At 66.2% G+C, this 14,976-nt stretch carries 12 protein-coding genes; 9 read left to right on the top strand and 3 right to left on the bottom strand.

Features of this window, described 5'->3' with window-relative positions; translation table 11 throughout:
• Positions 1-118 precede the first annotated feature (118 nt).
• The 7 genes from AC3WJD_RS07530 to AC3WJD_RS07500 all read left to right on the top strand — a co-directional run bounded on the left by AC3WJD_RS07530 (position 119) and on the right by AC3WJD_RS07500 (position 8,451).
• Positions 119-2,104, top strand: a complete 1,986-nt coding sequence (locus tag AC3WJD_RS07530) for a S9 family peptidase (RefSeq protein WP_492745963.1) — start codon at positions 119-121, stop codon at positions 2,102-2,104.
• Positions 2,105-2,220: 116 nt separating this feature from the next.
• Positions 2,221-4,227 (top strand): GMC family oxidoreductase N-terminal domain-containing protein, encoded by a 2,007-nt coding sequence (locus AC3WJD_RS07525; protein ID WP_492745961.1) that lies wholly within the window; start codon positions 2,221-2,223, stop codon positions 4,225-4,227.
• 11 nt (positions 4,228-4,238) lie between these two features.
• Positions 4,239-5,090: a formyltetrahydrofolate deformylase gene (purU, locus tag AC3WJD_RS07520; protein WP_492745959.1), complete on the top strand. Its 852-nt coding sequence runs from the start codon at positions 4,239-4,241 to the stop codon at positions 5,088-5,090.
• Positions 5,091-5,137: 47 nt separating this feature from the next.
• On the top strand, positions 5,138-6,139 hold the full coding sequence (locus AC3WJD_RS07515) for a LacI family DNA-binding transcriptional regulator (RefSeq protein WP_492745957.1): 1,002 nt from the start codon (positions 5,138-5,140) through the stop codon (positions 6,137-6,139).
• Positions 6,140-6,229: 90 nt separating this feature from the next.
• Positions 6,230-6,985, top strand: coding sequence for a methionine ABC transporter ATP-binding protein (locus tag AC3WJD_RS07510; protein ID WP_492745955.1), 756 nt, complete (start codon positions 6,230-6,232; stop codon positions 6,983-6,985).
• Entirely contained in the window at positions 6,982-7,647 is a 666-nt protein-coding gene (locus tag AC3WJD_RS07505; protein ID WP_492745953.1) for a methionine ABC transporter permease, read from the top strand. Before AC3WJD_RS07510 ends, AC3WJD_RS07505 begins: the two co-directional genes overlap by 4 nt.
• 9 nt (positions 7,648-7,656) lie before the next feature.
• Positions 7,657-8,451, top strand: a complete 795-nt coding sequence (locus tag AC3WJD_RS07500) for a MetQ/NlpA family ABC transporter substrate-binding protein (RefSeq protein WP_492745951.1) — start codon at positions 7,657-7,659, stop codon at positions 8,449-8,451.
• A gap of 390 nt (positions 8,452-8,841) precedes the next feature.
• Here AC3WJD_RS07500 and AC3WJD_RS07495 read toward each other — a convergent pair whose 3' ends face one another.
• The 3 genes from AC3WJD_RS07495 to AC3WJD_RS07485 are packed head-to-tail and all read right to left on the bottom strand — an operon-like array spanning position 8,842 to position 12,080.
• On the bottom strand, positions 8,842-10,002 hold the full coding sequence (locus AC3WJD_RS07495; protein ID WP_492745949.1) for an aminotransferase: 1,161 nt from the start codon (positions 10,000-10,002) through the stop codon (positions 8,842-8,844).
• Positions 10,003-10,023: 21 nt separating this feature from the next.
• Entirely contained in the window at positions 10,024-10,728 is a 705-nt protein-coding gene (gene hutC / locus AC3WJD_RS07490; protein ID WP_492745947.1) for a histidine utilization transcriptional repressor HutC, read from the bottom strand.
• Positions 10,725-12,080, bottom strand: coding sequence for a formimidoylglutamate deiminase (locus AC3WJD_RS07485; protein ID WP_492745945.1), 1,356 nt, complete (start codon positions 12,078-12,080; stop codon positions 10,725-10,727). Before AC3WJD_RS07485 ends, hutC begins: the two co-directional genes overlap by 4 nt.
• Positions 12,081-12,147: 67 nt before the next feature.
• On the opposite strand from AC3WJD_RS07485, the gene hutI reads away from it, so the two are divergent.
• Together hutI and hutH are read left to right on the top strand one after the other, a co-directional pair.
• On the top strand, positions 12,148-13,353 hold the full coding sequence (hutI, locus tag AC3WJD_RS07480) for an imidazolonepropionase (RefSeq protein WP_492745943.1): 1,206 nt from the start codon (positions 12,148-12,150) through the stop codon (positions 13,351-13,353).
• The gene (gene hutH, locus AC3WJD_RS07475; protein ID WP_492745941.1) at positions 13,350-14,876 is read left to right on the top strand and encodes a histidine ammonia-lyase; all 1,527 of its coding nucleotides are present in this window, start codon (positions 13,350-13,352) and stop codon (positions 14,874-14,876) included. The genes hutI and hutH overlap by 4 nt, the downstream gene beginning before the upstream one ends.
• The last annotated feature ends 100 nt before the right edge of the window (positions 14,877-14,976 follow it).

Here is a 14,976-nt window from a genome sequence, read left to right as displayed (position 1 = left end):
CCGTTCCCTCCCTTGAAAGGGAGGGGTGAAAGGCAGCTCCCCACGACTTTCCCGCCATTCCCACGTTGGCCGGCGCATACCACTTGCTCCAGTCGCGCGTGCGCCTATCTGGCCCCTTATGGCAACGATCACCCCGCCCGCCCCCGCCGCTGCCGGAGCGGCCGCCGCCCCGCTCATCGAACGCAGCCGGCTGTTCGGCAATCCGAGCCGGATGGCGGGGACGCTCAGCCCAGACGGCAAATGGCTGAGCTGGATCGCGCCGCTGGACGGCGTACTCAATGTGTGGATCGCGCCGGCTGGCAGGCTCGATGATGCCCGCGCCGTCACGCGCGAGACGGTGCGCCCCATCCGCGAGCATTTCTGGGCGCCCGACAGCCGCTCGGTGCTCTATATCCAGGACAAGGGCGGCGACGAGAATTTCCTGCTCTACGGCGTCGATGTCGCAAGCGGCGGGGAGACGAATCTCACGCCCTTCGAGAATACGCGCGTCATGCTCGTCGGCACCTCGCACACGATCAAGGACCGCATCCTGATCGGGCTCAACAACCGCGATCCGCACTGGCACGACGTCCACAGCCTCGACCTCAATTCGGGCGCGCTCACCATGATGATTCACGGCGATGGCGTCGCCGGCTTCCTCGCCGACGACACGCTGACGCTGCGCATGGCGCTCACCCCCAATGCCGCGGGCGGCTATGACTTCCACCGCGTGATCGACAATGTGATCGAGGAAGAACCCTTCGCGTCCACCACGCTCGAGGATGCGCTCACCACCCAGCCCGCGGGCTTCACCGCCGACGGCAGCACGCTCTACTGGCTCGACAGCCGCGGACGGGACACCGCGGCGCTCGTCGCGCAGGATGTCGACTCGGGTGAAAGCCGGGTAATCGCGGCGCACGACCAGGCCGACATCAGTGCGGTGCTGACCAACCCGATGACGGGCGTGGTCGAGGCATGGGCCGCCAATTACCTCACCACCGAATGGCATGCGATCGATCCCGCGATCGGCGAGGATCTGGCCTTCCTCAGACAACAGCTGCCCGGTGAGATCGCGGTGACCTCGCGCACCGAGGCCGACGACAAATGGACCGTCGCGCACGATCCCGTCAGCGCCGTGCCCGTCGTCTATCTCTATGACCGCGGCGCGCGCACGCTCACCGAGCTCTATGTCTCGCGCCCAGAGCTTGCCGACGCGCCGCTCGTCCCGATGCACGCGCGCGAGATCGCGGCGCGCGACGGACTGATGATGACCGCCTATCTCTCGCTTCCGCCCGGCAGCGACGCGGATGGCGATGGCCGCACCGATGCGCCGGTGCCGATGGTGCTGCTCGTCCATGGCGGTCCCTGGGCGCGCGACAGTTTCGCGTTCAATCCCTATCACCAGTGGCTCGCCAATCGGGGCTATGCGGTTCTTGCCGTCAATTTCCGCGGCTCGACAGGCTTCGGCAAGAGCTTCATCTCGGCCGCCGATCTCGAATGGGGCGCGAAGATGCACGACGACCTGATCGACGCGGTCGACTGGGCCGTGGCCGAGGGTATCGCCGACAGGGCCAAGATCGCGATCATGGGCGGTTCCTATGGCGGCTATGCGACGCTCGTCGGACTCACCTTCACCCCCGATATCTTCGCCTGTGGCGTCGATATCGTCGGCCCATCCAATCTCGAGACGCTCCTCGAGACGATCCCGCCCTATTGGGAAGCGGCGCGCGAGCAGTTCCACCAGCGCATGGGCAACCCTACCACGCCCGAGGGGCTTGCGCTCATCAAGCAACGCTCTCCGCTCTACCAGGCAGACCGCATCGTCCGGCCGCTGCTGATCGGCCAGGGCGCCAACGACCCGCGCGTCAATCAGGCCGAATCGGATCAGATCGTCGCCGCGATGAAGGCCAGGGGGATCCCGGTTACCTATGTGCTCTTCCCCGACGAAGGCCACGGCTTCGCGCGACCCGAGAACAACATCGCCTTCAACGCCATCGCCGAGAATTTCCTCGCGGAATGGCTCGGCGGCCGCGCCGAGCCGATCGGCGACGCGCTGAAGCCGTCGAGCGCGACGGTGCCCGAAGGCGCCGCCTTCACCCCGGGCCTCGCGGACGCGCCGGGCTGAGCTTTCCCGCCATTCCGGCGCAGTATCCCTCAGCGCTTTTGCGCATCACGGGTTTCGTGCTATGTGCCGGGAAAGCATGAAAAAATGCCGATGGGTCGCAGCATCGGGGGAAATGTATGCGACGTCCGTTCAACCATATTCAGGCGCTGATTCTGCGCAAGATGACCGAGGCGCTGTTCCACGGTCGGTCCATGGCGATCGCCCCGTACCAGGTGGTCGACAATCTGCAGGATCTGTTCGGCAACATCACGGGCAAGAAACCGCGCGAGATCGGGCTGACCGTATTGCTCCTCGGGCTGCTGCTCGGCGGCCCCTTCTTCATCTGGGGCAGCGCCGAGACGCGCGTACGCCGTATGCGCAAGCGGCTCGAACGGTCGAAAAATGATCTGATGCAGGATTTCGCGCGGCTGCGCGGGATCATCTATGCCGGCTATTACGGGCATTGGCAGGGCAATACCCAGGAAGACAATGCCGACAACCCGATCTTCCAGGCGATCGGCTTCACGCTGCCCGCGCATCGCGATCGCACCATTTCGGGCGAACAGAAGCTCGAGATTCGCACCGGGCACGACCTGACGCACGAGGCCTTTGTCGGGCACGACGCGCTGCCCGACGAGGAAGAAGTGATCGTCATCGGCTCGGGCGCGGGCGGCGGCACCGCCGCGGCCGAACTCGCGAAACAGGGTTATCGCGTGCTGATCATCGAGGCGGGACCGCATTATCCTACCTCGCGCATCACGCACGAGGAAAAGCGCATGGCAGCGCGGCTGTTCGTCGACGGCGCGATCCAGACCACGCGCGACCGCGACATCATCCTGTTCCAGGGACGCTGCGTCGGCGGATCGACCGTGATCAACAACGGCGTCTGCCTGCGCATGAAGGAGGAGGGGCGCAGCCACCCCCTTGCTGACGATGTGCTCGCGACCTGGCACGCGCTCGGTGCGCCGATCGATGCGACGCGGCTCGACGCGTCGTATCAGGCGGTCGAGAAGGCGCTCGGCGTCTCCCCCGCCGCGCCGCTTTCGGGCCGCAACAACGGGCCCCATTTGATGAAGGGCTGGGCTGCCTATGCCGCGGCTACCGGCCTCGAACGCGACCGCGTCGCGCCCGCCGACTGGTTCCACAAGAACTGGGGCGATCCGGGCAATGCCTGCGTCTATTGCGGCTATTGCAACACCGGCTGCGCCTATGGCCGCAAGAACGCCATGCCGCAGTCGCGGCTGCGCGAGGCGGTGAAGCACAAGGCGCGCATTCTGGCCGATGCCGAGGTCACGCGGATCCGGTGGAAGTCCGACCTCCCCAACGGCAAGCGCGTTGCCGGCGGGGTCGAGCTCCGCCTCACTGACGGGCGTCGTCATGTCATCCGCGCCAGCCGTGGCATCGTCGTCGCCGCAGGCACCATGGCGTCGAGCCGGCTGCTCAACGCAAGCGGGATCGAGGGCAGCGGCAAGGGCATTTCGCTCAACATCGCCTGCCCCGTCGTCGCGCTGATGCCTCAGGGCACAGCGGTCAACGCCTGGAACGAGGACCAGATGACGAGCTATGTCGACCAGGGCGACTTCCTGCTCGAATCGCATTTCCAGCCGCCGATGAGCATGGCGACGCTCGTGCCCGGCTGGTTCGGGGCGCATTTCGATCGCATGCACAATTACAACCGCCTCGCCTCGGCGGGCATCCTCTTTCCCGCCGATCGCTGCGGCCAGATGAAGGGCGGCAAGCTGAGCTTCAAGCTGCGCGACGATGTCGAGCTACCGCTGCTCCGACGCGCGCTCGCGACGCTCGCCAAGGTCCATTTCGCAGCGGGTGCCGAGGAGGTCTATCCCGCGCTGGCGCGCGGTCACGCGCTCCGCGCCGGGATGCATTGGGGTGATATCGACGCCTTCTTCGAGAACAATATCCGTGAGGCCGACGATGTCACACTCTCCAGCTCCCACCCGCAGGGCGGAAACGCGGTCGGCAAGGATCCTGACACCAGCGTGATCGGCATGGATTTCCGCGTCCACGGCACGACCAACGTCATGGTCACTGACGCCAGCGTCTTCCCGAGCTGTATTCGGGTCAACGCGCAGTTGACCACGATGGCAATGGCGCATTACGCGACCGCGGAGACCGCCCCCTTCTGACGGGAAATGCCGTGGACAACCGCCATATCCTGACGCTTTCCTGCCCCGATGCACGCGGCATCGTCGCTGCGGTCGCGGGCTTCCTTGCGGGGCAGGACTGCAACATCCTCGAATCCGCGCAATATGACGACCTCGAAAGCGGCCGCTTCTTCCTGCGCATGCTCTTTGCGAGCGAGGGCGATGTCTCGGGCGATACGCTGCGCGCGCGCTTCGCACCCGTCGCAGAGCGCTATGCGATGGACTGGCAGATCAGCGACGCATCCTATCGCCCGCGCACGATCATCATGGTGTCGCGCTTCGGCCATTGCCTCAACGACCTGCTCTACCGCCACGAGATCGGCGCGCTGCCGATCGACATTGCCGCGATCGTCTCCAACCACGGTGATTTCGCCGGACTCGCCGCCGCACGTGGCATCCCCTTCCACCACGTCCCCGTCACCGCCGGGACCAAGCCCGAAGCCGAGGCGCAGCTGCTCGACCTTTTCCAACGCGAGCGCGGCGAGTTGCTCGTGCTCGCGCGCTACATGCAGGTGCTCTCCGACGATCTCTGCGCAAGGCTCGCGGGTCGCGCGATCAACATCCATCACAGCTTCCTCCCCGGCTTCAAGGGCGCCAGGCCCTATCACCAGGCGCATGCGCGCGGCGTGAAGCTGATCGGCGCCACCGCGCACTACGTTACCTCGGACCTCGACGAAGGCCCGATCATCGAGCAGGAGGTGATCCGCGTCGATCATGCCACCAGCGCCGAGGAAATGGTTGCCGCTGGCCGCGACGTCGAAACCGTCGTGCTCGCGCGCGCGGTGACCTGGCACGCCGAACGGCGCATTCTGCCCAACGGCAACCGCACCGTTGTATTTCGCTGAGCGAAGGCATAGGCCGGTGACAATGCTGTGAGGGGGATTGGAACGGAATGCGGCTCACCATTCGCGACGTGTCCGAGGTGGCGGGAGTCTCGATCAAGACGGTCTCGCGCGTCCTCAACAAGGAACGCTATGTTCGCGAGGAAACGCGCCTCAAGGTCGAGGCCGCGATCGAGCAGCTCGGCTTTCGCCCCAGCGCCGCGGCGCGCGCGCTCGCGGGCAAGCGCTCGTTCCAGATCGCGCTGCTCTACGACAACGAGAATGCCTATTATGTCTTCGAGCTGCTCGCCGGCGCGCGCAAATGCTGCCTCGAGAACGACTTCCGCCTGATCTTCCAGCCCTGCGACATCCATTCGCCGCGGCTGATCGACGATGTCCGCGCGCTGATCGATGAGACACATCTCGACGGCATCATCCTGCCCCCGCCGCTTGCCGACGTTTCCGAACTGATCGAGGAACTGCATCGCCGCGGGGTTTCCTTCGTCCGCATTTCGCCGGGCACCGAGCCCGAGGCCTCGTCCTCGGTCTATATCGACGACCGTGCCGCCGCCGAGGCGATGACGAAGCGGCTGATCGAGCTTGGCCATCGCCGCATCGGCTTCGTACTCGGGCATCCCGACCACGCCTCCAGCGCCGACCGCCTGGAAGGCTATCGCAGCGCACTCGCCGCGCACGGCATCGCCGAGGACCCTGCGATCATCCACCGCGGCCGCTACGACTTCGAATCGGGCCGCGTCGCAGGCGCCGCGCTGCTCGACCTGCCCGCGCCGCCGACCGCGATCTTCGCGAGCAATGACGAGATGGCCGCGGGCGTGCTCGCGGTCGCGCACGAGCGCGAGATCACCGTACCCGACCGGCTCTCGATCGTCGGCTTCGACGACACGACCCTGTGTCGCCTGGTCTGGCCGCCGCTCACCACCGTCCACCAGCCGACGCAGCAGCTGGCCTATGCCGCAACCGCGCTGCTCATCGACGGAAAGGCCGAGATCCGCCGCAGGAAGCTCGAGTTCATCCTCATCGAACGCGGATCGACCGCCGCGCCAACCGGCTGAGCCTCTAAGCAATACTTTCAAGATCGCGAACAAATATTGCGCAAACCGGGATTTGGCGCGTGAGCGATCCTGACCTAAAAGCCTGCGACCATGTCCGAACCCGTGATCGCCTTTGACGATGTCCACAAGAGCTTCATCGCAAGCGCCAGCCCTGCGCTGTCGGGGGTGACGCTGTCCGTTGCGCGCGGCGAGATTTTCGGGGTCATCGGCCAGTCGGGCGCGGGCAAGTCGACGCTCGTTCGCCTGATCAACGCGCTCGAACGCCCGGGCAGCGGCACGATCACGGTCGACGGCCTCGATATCGCCTCGCTCGACAACGCCGCGCTGCGCCAGCTGCGCCGCCGCATCGGCATGATCTTCCAGAATTTCGGCCTGCTCTCGTCGCGCACTGCGGCGGAGAATGTCGCCTTTCCCCTGAAGCTCTCTGGTATGCCCCGCGCCGCGATCGATGAGCGCGTCGAAGAGTTGCTGATGCGGGTCGGGATATTCGACCATGCGGACAAATATCCCGCTCAGCTTTCCGGCGGCCAGAAGCAGCGCGTGGGCATTGCGCGTGCGCTCGCGACGCGCCCCGACATCCTGCTGTGCGACGAAGCGACGAGCGCGCTCGACCCCCAGACAACGCGATCGGTGCTGAAGCTCTTGAAGGAACTCAACAAGGAACTCGGCCTCACGATCGTGCTCATCACGCATGAGATGGAGGTAGTCCGCGCGATCTGCGATCGCGTCGCGGTGCTCGATCATGGCGTCGTGGTGGAATCGGGCAGCGTGGCCGACGTGTTCGACCGCGCTGTGCATCCAGCAGCGAAGCGCTTGGTCGAGGCGTTGGCGGAGCATCATCTGTGAGCGGTCTCTTTTCCAATATCGACTGGGCGGATATCGGTCAGGCATGCCTCGATACGCTGGCGATGCTGGCTGGTTCGCTCGTGCTCACCATCGCAATCGGACTGCCGCTGGGTGTTCTGCTGTTCCTGACCGCGCAGCGCCAGTTGCTGCAGAACAAGGTAGCGAACGCAATCGTCGGCTTCATCGTCAACGTGCTGCGCTCGGTGCCCTTCGTCATCCTGCTCATCGTGATGATACCGCTGACCGTCGCGCTGGTCGGCACCTCGCTCGGCGTGGTCGGCGCGATCCCGCCGCTCGTCGTCGGCGCTGCGCCCTTCTTCGCGCGACTGGTCGAGGCCTCGCTGCGCGAGGTCGACCGCAACACGATCGAAGCGGTCCAGTCGATGGGCGCAACGACGAACCAGACGGTCTGGCGCGCGCTGATCCCCGAGGCGCTGCCCGGCATCATCTCGGCCGCCACGGTCACCGCGGTCGCGCTCGTCTCGTTCACCGCGATGGCGGGCGTCGTCGGCGCTGGCGGGCTTGGCGATCTCGCCATCCGTTTCGGCTATCAGCGCTTCCAGACCGACGTGATGGTCGTCACCGTCGTCATCATGATCCTCATGGTCCAGGCGATCCAGTTCGCGGGAGACCGCCTCGCCCAGCATTTCACGCATCGCTAAGGACAGTCCATGAACCGCCGCACCCTCCTCATCGCCACCGCCCTGCTTGCGCTCGCTGCCTGCTCGAAGGGCGGCAAGGCCGATGGCGATACGCTCAGCGTCGCCGCCACCGCGGTGCCGCACGCCGAGATCCTCGAGCACATCAAGCCCGCGCTCGCGAAAGAGGGCATCAATCTCGAGATCCGCGTCTTCAACGACTACGTCCAGCCCAACATGCAGGTGGCGCAGAAGCAGATCGACGTGAATTATTTCCAGACCAAGCCCTATCTGGACGATTTCAACGCCAATCGCGGGACGAAGCTGGTCACCTTCGCGGGCATCCATGTCGAGCCGATGGGCGGCTATTCGCGCAAGTGGAAGGCACTCGACCAATTGCCCGATGGCGCGCAGGTCGCGATCCCCAATGATCCGAGCAGCACCGGCCGCGCGCTCGTCCTGCTCGAAAAGGCGGGCCTGCTGAAACTGAAGCGGCCCGGCCATGCGCTCTCGGCGCTGGGCGACATCACGAGCAACCCCAAGAACCTCCAGTTCAAGGAACTCGAAGCTGCCGCGATGCCGCGCGTGCTCGACCAACTCGACCTCGCGCTGATCAACACCAACTATGCGCTCGACGCAAAGCTGAGCCCGGTCAAAGACGCGCTAGTCATCGAAGGCAAGGACTCGCCCTATCTCAACTATGTCGTCGGCCTCGAGGAACGCCGCAATGATCCAAAGGTCGCCAAGCTGATCGCCGCACTGAAGAGCGAGGACACCCGGGCCTTCATCGAAAAGAACTATGCGGGCGCGGTGCTGCCGGCGTTCTGAAGTCTGCGATGGGGTGGAACGCTACTCTTCACCCCTCCCTTTCAAGGGAGGGGCGGGGGTGGGTAGCGAGCGCAGCGAGCCCTTCAAAGTCCGTGTTTTGATCGCCTGACGGCGACACCCACCCAGTTGCCGGCAGCGGCCATCTCCCAGATGGCCGACCCGGCAACTCCCTCCCTTGAAAGGGAGGGGCGAGATTTGGGTCTATGGCCGTCACAAATTGCTGTCCTACACGTCCCCGGCCTGTCACGCTGATACAAACCATCGGCTCTTTGACCATGTGCAGACGACGCGCGAGGCATTGATCGAAAAACCCGATCAATACCGCTCCGGTAATAGAGCGAATTTTTTCCATACGCCGAACCTTCCTAACCTTCGCAGGAAATCGGCCGCTCATTGGCCAAATAGCGTCCGCGCCTTTGCCATGCCCGCAATCCCGGCATCGATTGTCGCATCGACCTTGGCGAAGCACAGCCGCACCACCGAGGTGACCGCATCTTCCGCATAAAATGCCGAGACCGGGATCGCGGCGACACCCGCCTCGCGCACCAGCCGGTCGCAGAAGGTCACGTCGTCGGCCTCGACGCCCGACGCCGCGAGATCGATCGACAGGAAATAGGTGCCTGCGCTCGGCAGCACCGCCCAGCCCTGTGCCGCAAACCCTGCCGCCAGCCGATCGCGCGAACGCGCGAAATCGGCACGCATCGCGCTGAAATAGCCGTCGTCCTTCGCCAGCCCGTGCGCGACCGCGGCCTGAAGATTGGGCGGGGTGGTGAAGGTCAGGAACTGGTGCGCGCGCGCCAGCGCATGCGTCAGGTGCGGCGCTGCGCACATCCAGCCGACCTTCCAGCCGGTCAATGAGAAGATCTTGCCCCCCGATCCGATCTTGACCGTCCGCTCGCGCATTCCCGGCATCGCCATGACCGGCGTATGCGCGCGGCCGTCGAAGACGACATGCTCCCAGACCTCGTCGCTGATCACGATCGCATCGTGCTTCACCACAAAGCGCGCCAGTAGCGCGAGCTCGTCGTCGGAAAACATCGTCGCGGTCGGATTCAGGGGATTGTTGAGGAGCACGACCGACGTGCGGTCGCTGAATGCCGCCGCAAGCGCTTCCTCGGTCAGCCGCCATGCGGGCGGTTCGAGCCGCACCAGTCTGGGCACCCCGCCAGCGCGGAGCACCAGCGGCAGATACGCGTCGTACATCGGCTGGATCAGCACGACCTCGTCGCCCGGCGTCACCAGCGCAAGGATCGCCGCCGCCAGCGCCTCGGTCGCGCCCGAGGTGATCGTCACCTCGCCCTGCCAGTCGAGATCGACGCCCTGATGATGACGGTAATGGTCCGCCACCGCCTGCCTCAAGACAGGCAATCCCGCCATCGGCGGATACTGGTTGGACTGCTCGACCAGAGCGCGCTGCGCGGCTTCGAGCACGTCCGCCGGCCCATTCGAATCGGGGAAGCCCTGCCCCAGATTGACCGCGCCCGTCGCGCGCGCGAGGCCGGACATCTTCTCGAAGATCGTGGTGGGCATGCTGGCGTAGAGCGGGTTCATGCCCCTGCCCTAACACAGAAATCACCGGCTCTGCGGGGTGAATTCGGCAACGAGATCATAACGGTCACCGGGAAAGGTCTGGCGCACCCAGGTGATTCCCTTGCCCAGTTGCCAGGTCCAGCGCTCGAGCTGGAGGCAGGCGGTGCCCGGCGCCACACCGAGCAGCTTCGCCAGCCGCACCTCGGCGGGGACCGCGGCAATGCGGTGGCGCGCGTCGCTCCACGGCACATGGCCGAGCAACCACGAACCCGGCGCCTCCGCGGCGAAATCGACACCGCGCGCCTCGGGCACCATTGCGAGATTGATCAAGCGCAGTTCATGGCCAAAGGGCTCGCCCGCGGCATGGTGAACCCCCTCGATCGCGAGCAGCGGGCCTTCGCCGACGAGCGGATCGCCCGCTGCTTGCCTCCGCTCACGACTCTTCAGCAGCTCGAAGCGGTAAGCATCGCCCCGCGCCGCGATCACCGATCCGATGTCGGGCACGTCGAGCACCGCCGACTGGACATGCGGATGCGCGACGAAAGACCCCGCCTTGCGCCGCCGCTCGATCAGCCCCGCGCGGCTCAGCGCGCTCAGCGCCTTGCTGACCGTCGCACGCGCGCAGCCATATTGCGCGACCAGCTCGTGCTCGAAGGGAATGCGGTCCCCGGGTTTGAGCGCGCCCGAGCGGATCTGCCGCTCGATATCGCCGCGGATCCGCTCATCGAGGGTCAGCGCGGCATTCATCCCGCGAGCAGGCTCCTGACGGTGGCGCGGTAGCGCGCAGCGATCGCGTCGGCGGCGTGATGCCGCCCCCCGGTGACAACCTTGCGCCCGTGCCGCCACACCGTGTCGATGCAGCCGCTGCGCCCCGAGAAGATCCAGCTGTCGAGCAACAAGTCGCCCTTACGTCCGTCAAGCGCCGGATGTGCAGCGTCGAGCGACACAATATCCGCCGATGCACCTTGGGCGATCCCTGCCTGAACACCCAGCGCCCGCGCCCCACCCGCAAGCGTGCGATTGAACAGTCGCGCGCCCGTCGAGACGCCATCGGCGGCAAGGACGTTGCGCGCCCGGTCGCGGAGGCGCTGGCTGTACTCGATCATCCGCAGCTCGCCCGCCAGATCGATCAGGATATTGGAGTCGGTCCCCGTCCCGATCGCGCCGCCCGCTTCAAGGAAGCGCGCCGCCGGGAAGATGCCGTCGCCCAGATTGGCCTCGGTGATCGGGCACAGCCCCGCAACCGCACCGCTGCTGGCAAGCGCATCGGTCTCGGCTCCGGTCAGGTGCGTCGCATGGACGAGGCACCAGCGCGCATCCAACCCGGCATTGGCGAGCAGCCATTCGACCGGGCGCTGCCCCGAAAAGGCGACGCTCGCCTCGACCTCCTTCACCTGCTCGGCGGCATGGATGTGGAAGGGACCCGTTGGGCTCATCGCAAGCAACGCCCCAAGTTCCTCGCCCGTCACCGCGCGCAGGCTGTGCGGCGCGACACCCATGTTTGCATCACCTGCGAGCTTCGCACGGCTCGCATCGAGCAGCGTCGCGAAGCTGTCGAGGTCGCTCAGGAAACGCCGCTGCCCCGGCTTGGCGGGCAAGCCGCCGAAATCGCTGTGCGCGTAGAAGACGGGGAGCAGCGTAAGCCCGATCCCCGTCGCCTCCGCCGCCGCCACGATCCGTCCCGCGGTCTCCGCGGGATCGGCATAGCGCGCGCCCGCCGGATCATTGTGGAGATAGTGGAACTCGCCGACGCGCGTGTAGCCCGTCTCGAGCATCTCGACATAGGCCTGGGCAGTGATCGCCTCGATGTCCTCAGGGGTCAGCCGGTCGAGGAAGCGGTACATCACCTCGCGCCAGCTCCAGAAGTTATCGTCGCGGCTGCCGTCGCCGCGGTGTTCGGACAGCCCCGCCATGCCGCGCTGAAAGGCGTGGCTGTGGACGTTGCACTGGCCCGGCACCGCGATTGCGTGGCGCTCGTCGCCCGTCTCGGGTTCGACGCTGCTGGTCACCGCGACGATATGCCCGTCCGCCACGATGACGCGGACCCGATCGGCCCAGCCCGTCGGAAGCAATGCGGTTTCGAACCAGAGCGTCGTCATCGGATCATCCTGCAGCCAGCGATATTATGACTAGACATAATACGGGTGATTGAGCAAGTCTATGCGCATGGCAACCGACTCCGACCATCGCTGCGATCGCATCTGGACCAATGCCCGGCTCGCGACGATGGGCGCGGCCGGCGTGATCGAGAACGGCATGATCGCGGCGAAGGACGGTCGCATCGCCTATGCCGGCCCCATCGATGCGCGCTTCGACGCGGCCGAGATCATAGACTGCGAGGGCCGCTGGATCACCCCGGGGCTGATCGATTGTCACACCCACATCATCCATGCGGGCAACCGCGCACACGAGTTCGAGCTGCGGCTGGCGGGCGCCAGCTATGAGGAGATCGCACGCGCGGGCGGCGGTATCGTGTCGACGATGACCGCAACACGCGCAGCGAGCGAGGATGAACTCGTCGCGACCGCGCTGCAGCGGCTCGACGCACTGATTGCCGAGGGGCTGACGACGATCGAGGTCAAGTCGGGCTATGGCCTCTCGACCGAGGCCGAGTTGAAGATGCTCCGCGCCGCGCACCGGCTTGCAGTCGAGCGGCGAGTCCGCGTCACCACCACCTTTCTCGGTGCGCACGCCCTGCCCCCCGAATACCGCGACGACGCCGACGGCTATGTCGATCTTGTCTGCAACGAGATGATCCCCGCGATCGCCGCTGAAGGACTTGCCGATGCGGTCGATGCGTTCTGCGAAGGCATCGGGTTCACCCCCCGCCAGGTATCACGCGTCTTCGAGGCGGCGCGCGCGTACGGCCTCCCCGTCAAGCTCCATGCCGAACAGCTTTCCAACCTTCACGGCGCAGCGCTTGCCGCCAGGTTCGACGCGCTTTCGGCCGATCATCTCGAATATCTCGACGATCTCGGGATCGAGGCGATGGCGAGGGCGGGAAGCGTCGCGGTGCTGCTCCCCGGCGCCTATTACTTCACGCGCGAGACGCAGTTGCCCCCGATCGAGGCCCTGCGCGCCGCGGGCGTACCGATCGCGCTGGCGACCGACTGCAACCCCGGCACCTCGCCGCTCACCTCGCTGCTGCTGGTCTTGAACATGGGCGCGACACTGTTCCGCCTGACCGTCGAGGAGTGCCTCGCCGGCGTCACCCGCGAGGCCGCGCGTGCGCTCGGCATGCTCGGTGAAACGGGCACCCTCGAGGCGGGCAAGAGTTGCGATCTCGCGATCTGGAACATCGAGCGTCCCGCCGAACTTGTCTATCGCATGGGCGCCAACCCGCTCCATGCGCGTGTGTGGAAGGGTCTATGACGAACATCACGATCAAGCCGGGCCATGTCCCGCTTGCCGACTGGCGCGCAATCTATCGCGGCGCCACGCCCGTGCTCGCCGAAGCGGCGCATCCCCTGATTGCCGAGAGTGCCGCCGCCGTCGAGCGCATCCTCGCAAAAGGCGAACCCGTTTACGGCATCAATACCGGCTTCGGAAAGCTCGCCAGCGTCCGGATCGGTGATGAGGATCTGGAAACGCTCCAGCGCAACATCGTGCTGAGCCATGCCGCGGGCGTGGGCGAGCCGATGCCCGTCGCGATCGCGCGGCTGATGATGGCGCTCAAGCTCGCCAGTCTCAGCCAGGGCGCCTCCGGCGTCCGTCCCGCAACCATCGCGTTGCTCGAAGCCATGCTCGCCAAAGGGCTGACTCCGGTCATCCCGGCACAGGGCTCGGTCGGCGCGTCGGGTGACCTTGCTCCTCTCTCGCACCTCGCCACCGCGATGATCGGCGTGGGCGAGATTTTCCTGAACGGCGAGCGACTGGGGGCGAATGCTGCACTCGCCGAAGCGGGGCTCGCGCCGCTGACGCTCGGCCCCAAGGAAGGGCTGGCGCTCCTCAACGGCACGCAATTCTCGTGTGCCAATGCGCTGGCCGGGCTGTTCGAGGCCGAGCGGCTGTACCAGTCGGCGCTCGTCACGGGCGCGCTCTCGGTCGAGGCCGCCAAGGGTTCGGACACCCCCTTCGATCCGCGCATCCACGCACTGCGCCGGCACAAGGGCCAGATCGAGACAGCCGCCGCGCTGCGCGCCCTGATGGCGGGTTCGGCGATCCGCGCCTCGCACCAGCTCGACGATCCGCGCGTGCAGGATCCCTATTGCCTGCGCTGTCAGCCGCAGGTGATGGGCGCCGTGCTTGACCTGCTGCGTCAGGCGGCCACGACGCTCGAAACCGAAGCCAATGGCGTCTCGGACAATCCGCTGATCTTCCCCGAGAGCGACGAGGCGCTTTCGGGGGGCAATTTCCACGCCGAGCCCGTCGCCTTCGCCGCCGACATGATCGCACTCGCCCTTTGCGAGATCGGTTCGATTTCCGAGCGCCGCACCGCGATGCTCGTCGATCCTGCGCTCTCCGGCCTTCCCGCCTTCCTCACCCCCCGGCCCGGCCTCAATTCGGGCTTCATGATCCCGCAGGTGACCGCCGCCGCGCTCGTCTCGGAAAACAAGCAGAAGGCCTATCCCGCGAGCGTCGATTCGATTCCGACCTCGGCCAATCAGGAGGATCATGTCTCGATGGCCGCGCACGGCGCGCGCCGCCTGCTCGGCATGGCGGAGAACCTCGCGGCGGTGCTGGGGATCGAATATCTCGCGGCAGCGCAGGGCTGCGATTTTCATGCACCGCTGAATTCGAGCGCGGTGCTCGAAAGCGCGCGCGCCCTGCTCCGCTCCGATGTCCCGACGCTCGCCGATGACCGCCATTTCCACCCCGACATCCTCGCCGCGACCGCGCTGGTCGCGGACGGCAAGGTGGCGGCATTGGCGGAGCTGCCCGGAGTAACGGCGTGAAAACTGGCTTCCAGATCCTCCCCGGTACGGGGAGGTGGCGCGCGCAGCGCGACGGAGGGGCTGCGCGGAGGCCGAACATTGTGCCAGCCCCTCCACCACG

Source organism: Sphingobium sp. FW306-1B-F04DB, from assembly GCF_058781925.1.
This window is presented reverse-complemented; position numbering and strand designations above follow the sequence as displayed.

Bases quoted from the DNA above. Each gene is read 5' to 3' on its own strand.
- AC3WJD_RS07530 (WP_492745963.1), top strand. From the start codon at position 119: ATGGCAACGATCACCCCGCCCGCCCCCGCCGCTGCCGGAGCGGCCGCC.
- AC3WJD_RS07525 (WP_492745961.1), top strand. From the start codon at position 2,221: ATGCGACGTCCGTTCAACCATATTCAGGCGCTGATTCTGCGCAAGATG.
- AC3WJD_RS07515 (WP_492745957.1), top strand. From the start codon at position 5,138: ATGCGGCTCACCATTCGCGACGTGTCCGAGGTGGCGGGAGTCTCGATC.
- AC3WJD_RS07510 (WP_492745955.1), top strand. From the start codon at position 6,230: ATGTCCGAACCCGTGATCGCCTTTGACGATGTCCACAAGAGCTTCATC.
- AC3WJD_RS07500 (WP_492745951.1), top strand. From the start codon at position 7,657: ATGAACCGCCGCACCCTCCTCATCGCCACCGCCCTGCTTGCGCTCGCT.
- AC3WJD_RS07495 (WP_492745949.1), bottom strand. From the start codon at position 10,002: ATGAACCCGCTCTACGCCAGCATGCCCACCACGATCTTCGAGAAGATG.
- hutC (WP_492745947.1), bottom strand. From the start codon at position 10,728: ATGAATGCCGCGCTGACCCTCGATGAGCGGATCCGCGGCGATATCGAG.
- AC3WJD_RS07485 (WP_492745945.1), bottom strand. From the start codon at position 12,080: ATGACGACGCTCTGGTTCGAAACCGCATTGCTTCCGACGGGCTGGGCC.
- hutI (WP_492745943.1), top strand. From the start codon at position 12,148: ATGGCAACCGACTCCGACCATCGCTGCGATCGCATCTGGACCAATGCC.
- hutH (WP_492745941.1), top strand. From the start codon at position 13,350: ATGACGAACATCACGATCAAGCCGGGCCATGTCCCGCTTGCCGACTGG.